Source organism: Nocardia sp. NPDC049737, assembly GCF_040674755.1.
In the GTDB taxonomy this organism is placed as follows: domain Bacteria; phylum Actinomycetota; class Actinomycetes; order Mycobacteriales; family Mycobacteriaceae; genus Nocardia.
In genome coordinates this window covers 143,885-150,146 of record NZ_JBFANH010000027.1, presented here as the reverse complement: position 1 = coordinate 150,146, position 6,262 = coordinate 143,885, and the positions used below count along the sequence as shown (strand labels likewise).

At 66.2% G+C, this 6,262-nt stretch carries 9 protein-coding genes; 7 read left to right on the top strand and 2 right to left on the bottom strand.

Going from position 1 to position 6,262, the window contains the following annotated elements; genetic code table 11:
• The first annotated feature begins 104 nt into the window (after window positions 1–104).
• The 3 genes from AB0J47_RS31460 to AB0J47_RS31450 are packed head-to-tail and all read left to right on the top strand — an operon-like array spanning window position 105 to window position 1,546.
• Window positions 105–266 carry a DUF4177 domain-containing protein gene (locus AB0J47_RS31460; RefSeq protein ID WP_085998464.1) on the top strand — a complete coding sequence of 54 codons (162 nt, stop codon included), beginning with the start codon at window positions 105–107 and terminating at the stop codon, window positions 264–266.
• Window positions 267–283: 17 nt separating this feature from the next.
• A complete protein-coding gene (locus AB0J47_RS31455) occupies window positions 284–742 on the top strand; it encodes a RidA family protein (protein WP_364354199.1) in 459 nt (152 codons plus the stop codon).
• 9 nt (window positions 743–751) lie between these two features.
• The gene (locus AB0J47_RS31450; protein WP_364354196.1) at window positions 752–1,546 is read left to right on the top strand and encodes an MBL fold metallo-hydrolase; all 795 of its coding nucleotides are present in this window, start codon (window positions 752–754) and stop codon (window positions 1,544–1,546) included.
• Window positions 1,547–1,698: 152 nt separating this feature from the next.
• Here AB0J47_RS31450 and AB0J47_RS31445 read toward each other — a convergent pair whose 3' ends face one another.
• Window positions 1,699–2,373 (bottom strand): Crp/Fnr family transcriptional regulator, encoded by a 675-nt coding sequence (locus AB0J47_RS31445; protein WP_011206875.1) that lies wholly within the window; start codon window positions 2,371–2,373, stop codon window positions 1,699–1,701.
• Window positions 2,374–2,531: 158 nt separating this feature from the next.
• Window positions 2,532–2,774, bottom strand: a complete 243-nt coding sequence (locus AB0J47_RS31440) for a hypothetical protein (RefSeq protein ID WP_040686056.1) — start codon at window positions 2,772–2,774, stop codon at window positions 2,532–2,534.
• A 91-nt stretch (window positions 2,775–2,865) separates the two neighbouring features.
• Between AB0J47_RS31440 and nth the strand changes: the two genes are divergently transcribed.
• From nth to AB0J47_RS31420, 4 genes are read left to right on the top strand one after another with little or no spacing between them, the layout of a single operon-like run.
• Window positions 2,866–3,699 carry an endonuclease III gene (gene nth / locus AB0J47_RS31435; RefSeq protein ID WP_364354192.1) on the top strand — a complete coding sequence of 278 codons (834 nt, stop codon included), beginning with the start codon at window positions 2,866–2,868 and terminating at the stop codon, window positions 3,697–3,699.
• Window positions 3,700–3,704: 5 nt separating this feature from the next.
• The gene (locus AB0J47_RS31430) at window positions 3,705–4,331 is read left to right on the top strand and encodes a TlpA disulfide reductase family protein (protein WP_364354266.1); all 627 of its coding nucleotides are present in this window, start codon (window positions 3,705–3,707) and stop codon (window positions 4,329–4,331) included.
• Complete coding sequence (locus AB0J47_RS31425; RefSeq protein ID WP_364354189.1) at window positions 4,328–5,047, top strand: CoA pyrophosphatase; 720 nt, start codon at window positions 4,328–4,330, stop codon at window positions 5,045–5,047. Before AB0J47_RS31430 ends, AB0J47_RS31425 begins: the two co-directional genes overlap by 4 nt.
• Window positions 5,044–6,237 (top strand): MarP family serine protease, encoded by a 1,194-nt coding sequence (locus AB0J47_RS31420; protein WP_364354186.1) that lies wholly within the window; start codon window positions 5,044–5,046, stop codon window positions 6,235–6,237. Before AB0J47_RS31425 ends, AB0J47_RS31420 begins: the two co-directional genes overlap by 4 nt.
• The last annotated feature ends 25 nt before the right edge of the window (window positions 6,238–6,262 follow it).

The following is a 6,262-nucleotide window of genomic DNA, read 5'->3' as shown; positions in this document are numbered from 1 at the left end:
GCCGTCGAAGCGCATGCGACGAAGTCGCGAGTCTCGACGGCTCGGACGCGAGACACGGGGGGCCGCGAACACGCAGCGCCGGAGGCGCTGCCAAAGTTACAGTCATGAGTGATTCGAAGGTATGGGAGTACGCCACCGTTCCGCTGCTGACGCATGCGACCAAGCAGATTCTGGACCAGTGGGGCGCCGACGGTTGGGAACTGGTTACTGTGCTGCCCGGTCCGACCGGCGAACAGCACGTCGCCTACCTCAAGCGCCCCAAGTAATCGAAGGGACTGCACCTATGACCCAGTGGGAGAAGAACCTCGCCCAGCTCGGCCTGACCTTGCCGCCGGTTGTGGCACCGGTCGCCGCCTACATTCCGGCGATCCGCACCGGTTCGCTGGTTTACACCTCCGGCCAGCTGCCGTTCGTGGACGGACAGCTATCGGCGACCGGTAAGGTCGGCGCGGAGGTTTCGCTCGAACAGGCCAAGGAGGCGGCCAAGTTCTGCGCGCTGAACGCGATCGCAGCGGTGCACGATCTGGTCGGGCTCGATGCGGTCGTGCGCATTGTGAAGGTCGTCGGATTCGTCGCTTCCGCACCGGGATTCACCGATCAGCCGCAGGTCATCAATGGCGCATCGGAATTGCTCGGTGCGGTTTTCGGTGATGCGGGCGTGCACGCGCGTTCCGCGGTCGGCGTCGCCGAACTGCCCCGCAACACCCCCGTCGAAGTCGAACTGATCGCCGAAGTGCGCTAAACAGGTTCGATGACGCTCACCCATCCCGCATACGGCCAGCTGCGGCAGGTCACGCCGACTGCGGCGGTCGTACTCGCGGACAATCCTGGCCAGATGACGCTGGAGGGCACCAATACCTGGCTGCTGCGCGCGCCGGGACAATCGGAATACGTCGTCATCGATCCGGGACCGAAGGATAAGGCGCACAGCGAAACGATCGCCCGCGCCACCGACGGCAATATCGCGCTCACCCTGATCACCCACCGGCATCACGATCACACCGGCGGTATCGATCGGCTGGCCAAGCTGACCGGTACGCCGGTGCGGGCCAGGACCACCGAATTCCTGCGTGATTCCGATGCGCCGCTGGTCGACGGCGAGGTGATCGAGGCTGCCGGATTGCGGATCACCGTCCTGGACACCCCCGGCCACACCAAGGATTCGGTGAGTTTCGTCCTGGACGACGCGGTGTTGACCGGTGACACCATTCTCGGCTTCGGCACCACTGTGCTCGATTCCACCGACGGCGCCCTCGCCGATTATTTGGCATCCCTGGACAAGCTGGTCGAGGTGGGTGTGGGACGCGCGCTACTGCCCGCACATGGTCCGGACCATCCCGATCTGGAACCGATCGCGCGGTACTACATCGCGCACCGGCAGGAGCGGCTCGATCAGGTGCGGGAGGCGTTGCGCATCCTCGGGCCGAACGCCGGCGCGATGTCGGTGGTGCGCAAGGTCTACGCCGATGTCGACAAGCGGCTCTGGCCTGCCGCGCGTAGTTCGGTGCAGGCGCAGTTGGAGTACCTGCGCGCCGAGCAGAACTAGCAAACACCGAAGCACGCTGAGTTCATTCGAGCTGAACTCAGCGTGCTTTTGCATAACTCAGCGTGCTTTTGCATTCAGATGCCACGGCGTCCACCTGCCGCAGCGCGTCTGGTCGGCGGCCGGGCTCTCCGGTCGCCTATGGGGTTCGAGCGTCAGCGCGCGCGGCGGGCCAGGCGCTCGGAGTCGGAGATCAGCACACTCTTGCCCTCCAGCCGTAGCCAGCCGCGGTGCGCGAAGTCGGCCAGAGCCTTGTTCACGGTCTCGCGGGAGGCGCCGACCAGCTGCGCGATCTCTTCCTGGGTGAGGTCGTGGGTGACCCGCAGCGCACCGGCCTCCTGGGTACCGAACCGCTGCGCGAGCTGCAGCAACGCCTTGGCGACCCGGCCGGGGACGTCGGTGAAGATCAGGTCGGCCAAGTTGTTGTTGGTGCGGCGCAAGCGACGAGCGAGGACGCGCAGCAGTTGCTCGGCGATCTCGGGCCGCTGGTCGATCCAGGACTTGAGCGCGTCACGGTCCATGGTGACCGCACGGACCTCGGTCACGGTGGTAGCGGTCGAGGTGCGCGGACCCGGGTCGAAGATCGACAGCTCACCGAACATGTCCGACGGACCCATGATGGTCAGCAGGTTTTCTCTGCCGTCCGGGGAACGCCGTCCTATCTTCACCTTTCCGGAGGTGATGATGTACAACCGGTCGCCGGGTTCGCCCTCGTTGAAGATGACATGGCCGCGCGGAAAATCCACGGGCTGCAGTTGTTTGGCGAGGGCCGCCACCGCGGTGGGCTCTACGCCTTGGAAGATGCCTGCTCTGGCGAGGGCCTCGTCCACGAATGTGCTCCTTATGGGAAATGGCTCTGTCCTGGACCGAAGCGAATCGGCCAACAGCGCAGTCTACGCGGCATTACGGCAGCGTAGTGACAGACACCACGTAACGAGTGGATTGCGCGGCGTACCAGGTACCGGTCGGTAGGGGATTCAATTCAGATTCAGCTGGCGCGTGCGACGTCCAGCTCTTCGCCACGGGAACGGCGCCTGCGCATCCGTGCCACCGCGGCGGGCAGTCCGAGCTTCGTCAGCTCCTTCACTTCGGCGTTGCTTGCCTTGTCCAGGTACTGCTGAACCTCTTCGTCGGGTTCGAGAAGTTTGCGGAGCCGATTCTCGACCCGCTCCATGCCCAGTGCGAAAAGCATCAGCACCACTGGGAAGAGCACCACAGCGAGTCCTTGCATGACGAGCAGTAAACACGGTCTAGGTCTCAGATGGAACACGGCAAGAGATCTAGGAGGGCACCGTTGTGGAGTGGTTCCGTATGGTGGACGCGTGCGTGTCTCCCCCTCCACTGCTGCCGTGAGCGGGCCTGCGCCTGCCGTCGAGGCGACCGATGCGCAACTTGCCGCGGTCCCCGCGCCGAAGCGCAAATCCCGAGCGCGACAAGCGGAAACCCAGCTCGGCCGCACCCGAAGGGCCCGCCGGATGAACCGCGCTCTCGCGGTGGCCTTTCCGGACGCGCACTGCGAGCTCGACTTCGGCACACCGCTCGAATTGGCGGTTGCGACAATACTTTCCGCGCAGTGCACCGATGAGCGGGTGAATCTGACCACACCCGCGCTCTTCGCCAAGTATCCCGACGCCCGCGCCTACGCCGAGGCAAACCGCGCGGAGCTGGAGGAATACATCCGGCCCACCGGCTTCTTCCGCAACAAGACCAGTTCGCTGATCGGACTCGGCCAGGCACTGGTCGAACGCTTCGATGGTGAATTGCCTCACACCCTCGACGAACTGGTGCAATTGCCCGGCATTGGCCGCAAGACCGCCAACGTCATCCTCGGCAACGCCTTCGGGGTGCCCGGCATTACCGTCGACACCCATTTCGGTCGGCTGGTGCGACGCTGGGCGTGGACCACCGAGGAAGATCCGGTGAAGGTCGAACACGCCATCGGCGAGCTGATCGAACGCAAGGAATGGACAATGCTGTCCCATCGCGTGATCTTCCACGGGCGTCGGGTCTGTCATTCCCGCAAGCCCGCATGCGGTGTCTGCCTGTTGGCCAAGGACTGTCCATCGTTCGGGGTCGGGCCGACCGACCCGGAGACCGCGGCGAAGCTGGTGAAGGGTCCGGAGGCGGAGCATCTGCTCGAGCTGGTGGGCCGGTGAAACGAATACCTGTCGCGGCGCGCTTGGCGCTGGCAGGGTTGATCACCGTAGTGGCCTTGGCGGTCGCGCTGTGGCCCCGCGATCACGATGACACCGCGACGAGCGGCAACCATCCGGCGAATTCCCCAGCGAGCGCATCGGTCGAGGCGCGCACCGCTGCCGGGCTCGCGAATTGTCCGGCGCCGAGCGCGGATACGGTGGGCCGCGGCCCGCTTGCCGGACTCGGCCTGAGCTGTCTATCCGACGGCAAATCGGTCGACCTGGCGGCCGCACTCGCGGGCAAACCCGCACTGCTGAACCTGTGGGCGTACTGGTGTGGACCGTGCGCCAAAGAGTTGCCGGATGTGCAGGAGTACGCGCGACGAGCCGGAAACGCGATTACCGTGCTGACCGTGCACAGCGATCCGGATGAGGCGAGGGCGCTCGCGTTGCTGACCGACCTGAAGGTGACGTTGCCCGGCGTCCTCGACCCGCGCACCAAGGTGCGTACCGCGGTCGGTGCGCCCGCGGTGCTGCCGGTGTCAGTGCTTTTGCGTGCGGATGGTTCGGTCGCCGAGGTGGTGGTGCGTGCCTTCAACGGCGTCGACGATATCGCCGATACGGTCGCGAATAACTTGGGAGTTGCGGCATGACCGAGATCTCCATGCCGGACAGCATCCCGAAGTGGCTGCGCCGAGCGGCGGACCCGAATACCGATTCCACCGACACGCTGTCGTTGGCGCGCGCGGTCCGGCGGGCCATGACAATCAGCACCACACCGCGGCAGGCGGCCGTGCTCGTGCTGTTCAGTGGTTCGCCCGAAGCAGATCCCGAGACCCCGGGCGGGCTGCCCGCCGATGCGGATGTGCTGCTGACTCAGCGCGCGTCCACCATGCGCCAACACCGCGGTCAGGTCGCATTTCCCGGCGGTGCGGTCGACCCCGGCGACTCCGGACCGATCGATACCGCCCTGCGCGAGGCCTGTGAGGAAACCGGGCTGGCACGCGAGGGCGTCGAACCCTTTGCGGTGCTACCGAAGCTGTTCGTGCCACCGTCCCGATTCGATGTGACCCCGGTGGTGGCCTATTGGCACACCCCGAGGACGGTTCGCGTGGTCAATCACACCGAGACCGAACGTGTTGTGCGAGTGCCGCTCGCCGATCTGCTGGACCCGGCGAATCGCTTCATGGTGCGCGGCAGCCTCGGCTATCAGAGTCCGGCATTCCAGGTGGACGGAATGCTGGTGTGGGGACTGACCGGCGGCATTCTGGCGGGCATCTGCAAATCCGCCGGGTGGGAACGGGACTGGGACCACAGCGATGTTCGCGATCTAGAGTCCGCGCTGGCGGCCGTAGGGATGACGTTATGAGTTCATCGGCTTGGCTCGATATCGCGGTAGTGCTGCTCGCGCTGCTTGCCGCCTCCTCCGGGTGGCGACAGGGCGCGGTAGCTTCCGCGCTGGCCTTCCTCGGCGTCGTACTCGGCGCGGTCGCGGGCATTCTCATCGCGCCGCACATTCTGGTCCACGTCGACGAGGGCAGACCGCGGGTGCTCACCGGCGTGCTGTTGATCGTGCTGCTGGTCATCGTGGGTGAGGTCGCGGGCATGGTGCTCGGCCGGGCCGCGCGCGGCGGTATGCGGCATCCGTTCACCCGCAGTGTGGACAGTGCTGTCGGCGCGGTGCTGCAGGCGGTCGCGGTGCTGGTCACCGCGTGGCTGCTGGCGTTGCCGCTGGCTACCTCTTCCCAGCCCGCCATCGCCGCGGCCATCAATGGTTCGAAGGTGCTCGCCGACGTCAACGATGTCTCGCCGAATTGGCTGCGGCGGCTGCCGAACGAATTCTCCAAACTGCTCAACACCTCCGGGCTGCCGGATGTCATCGGACCGTTCGGGCGGGCGCCGATCGCGGCCGTCGAACCGCCCGATCCCAGCGTGCTCGCCAGTCCGGTCGCGGCATCGCTGCAGCAGAGTGTGCTGCGTATCCGCGGTGTCGCGCCCAGCTGCCAGCGGGCACTGGAGGGCTCCGGCTTCGTGATCGCACCCGAACGCGTGATGACCAATGCGCATGTGGTCGCGGGTACCACGAGCGTCAGCGTGGATACCGCGCGCGGTCCGCTCGAGGCGACGGTGGTGCTGTTCGATCCATCCAAGGACGTCGCGGTGCTCGCGGTGCCCGGCCTCACCGCCCCGATCGTCCCGCAGGCGCCCTCGGCCGCGCACTCCGGCGACAGTGCCATCGTGCTCGGCTACCCGGGCGGTGGACCGTACACGGCCAGCGCGGCTCGCGTGCGCGAGACGTTGGATCTGACCGGGCCGACTATCTACCGCAACGGCACGGTCGAGCGCGAGGTCTACACCGTCCGCGGTTTGGTGCGAGCCGGTAACTCCGGTGGGCCGCTGGTGGATACGGAGGGGCAGGTGCTCGGTGTGGTTTTCGGTGCGGCGGTCACCGACGATGACACCGGTTACGTGCTGACGCTGAACGAGGTGCGTGCGCAATTGGAGGCCGCGCCAGGCTCGTATACGCAGATCCAGACCGGAGCCTGCGTACTGAGCTGAGACCGGCTGAGGGGCGACTGGCTAC